At 64.9% G+C, this 1,878-nt stretch carries 1 protein-coding gene; it reads right to left on the bottom strand.

The genetic code is table 11. The features are described from left to right. Positions 1 to 1,847: cytochrome P450 (locus EN742_RS39580; RefSeq protein WP_245492392.1), on the bottom strand; the 1,847-nt coding region annotated here is incomplete at its 3' end. Positions 1,848 to 1,878 lie beyond the last annotated feature (31 nt).

Raw genomic sequence — 1,878 nt, forward strand, 5'->3', positions numbered from 1 at the left:
TACCAGAACAGAGTCGGCACCTGCTGCCGCCGTGCCCAGCGTTTGAACCGGTCGCCGTCGCGCGCGCCATCGAGGAAGAGCCATCGCGTGCGGGGATAGCCTTCGGTGTTGCTCCACACGCCGGTGAGCCCGGAAGAAGCCTTGGCGATGAAATCCTCCAGGTAGCTTTCCCAGCTGCCGCCATAGTTGGAGAAGAACATCAGCCTGTTGGTTCCGGGCAAAAGCACCCAGCGGGCGAAATGGATGGTGTTGATGGTGCCGAGGAAGCCCGGTCGAAACACTTTCCGCGCCGTGATCGAGATCAGATAGAAAGACAGCCGGAGCGCCAAACGTCGCAAGGTTCCGACCTTCATCGTCGAGATCGCCGTCATATGGTTCTGCGCTGCGCGATCCTCATGCACGATGATCTTGTCCAGCGCATCAAGGTCGACGGGCGTGTTGTGCGGACGGTCAATGTCTTCGAGGCGCCGTAACGCGATGAAGCAGACGCCAAGCGCCACAACTATCATCGCGATGAGCCCGAGCACGGCCAGCAGAAGCGCCGTGCCGGCAATTGCGATGGTGGTGAAGCTGAGGCCGCTCGGATCGCCGAACACCAGCTTGTAGGTCAGCTTCCAGCAGACGAGCACCACGACCGCGACGGCGACCAGCATCGGCGGCGCGAGCAACGTCGTGGTGATGGCCCGCCACCATTTGCCGGGCGGATTTTCGAGTTGGCTTTCGGCGGGCTGGAAAGCCCAGTCGAACCGACCCAGCGAACGGACATGCCGGCGGGCCTCGGCAAGCACCATGGCGGCATCGCCGTTGCCGGCGCGCGGCTGCTCGGCGATGCCGCGCACGGTGTCGGCAAGCTCGGCTTCAGCCAGGATGCGGCGGACCGAATGCCCCGGCGTGCCGGAAAACACCAGCCCGGCATTGCTGCCGAAGGACGGCGATATCTCGATATTGTGCCTGCGCAGGAAGTCGCTGAGCGAGCCGCCCTCGGGCAGGCCGCAGACGTCCTTGAAGATCGGCCGCAGCCGGTGGCCGATGGCCTGGGAGACGGCATCGATGACCTCGCTGGCGCTGCCGTCGCCGGAGATTTCGAGCACAAGCGCACCCTTCTCAAGACCGGAAGCGTCATCGATTTCGCCGGTGCCGGCGACGGCGAGGCTGGTGAAATGGATGATGGCGGAGATGTCGAGCGCGGCGCTGATCTCCTCGTTGGCCGGATTGCCGAGCGTGGCGACCTTGTCGCGGATGGCGTCCAGCGGCACGGTCCGGACGACCGGGCAGACCACAGTCACCATCGACTGGTCGACGGTGCGGCAAAGCGCCGGCTGCTCGAAATCGACCTTGAGGCTCTCCGGATAGGCGCCGATGTTGATTAGTCGCCCGGCCTTGCCCGGCGCGCGGCGCAATTTCTCCTTGCCGAACAGCGCGCGCAGGCTTTCGCCGATCTGGATCCTGGCGATCTCGGCGCCGATGCACAGATGGATGCCGTGGCCGAAGACCAGGTAATCGCGGTACGGACGCGTGGTGTCGAAATCGTTGGGATTTTGCACGGCCTCCGGGTCGAACATCGCCGACAGCGTGGCCGGCATCACCACCGTTCCCGCCTTCACCAGCCGCTCGCGGGGCGTGCCTTTGGCGATAACCGTGTCGCGTGAGGTGTAGCGCCAGGGGCCGACCCAGATCGGCTTGAAGCGCATGGCTTCCATGATGGCCCGGTCGAGCTTCGCCGTGTCGTTTTCGGCGAGCGCCGCGTCGATTGCCTGCCGCGCGTCTGGCCTGGACAGGATGACGTCCAGGCAATTGCCGCCGGCCAGCACGTTGGTCGGCACGAAGCCGGCGATCATGCCAAGCATGATGGAATGAATGTCCGGCCGCGACATGCGG

The sequence above is a fragment of the Mesorhizobium sp. M4A.F.Ca.ET.020.02.1.1 genome (genome assembly GCF_004022645.1).
Lineage (GTDB): Bacteria > Pseudomonadota > Alphaproteobacteria > Rhizobiales > Rhizobiaceae > Mesorhizobium.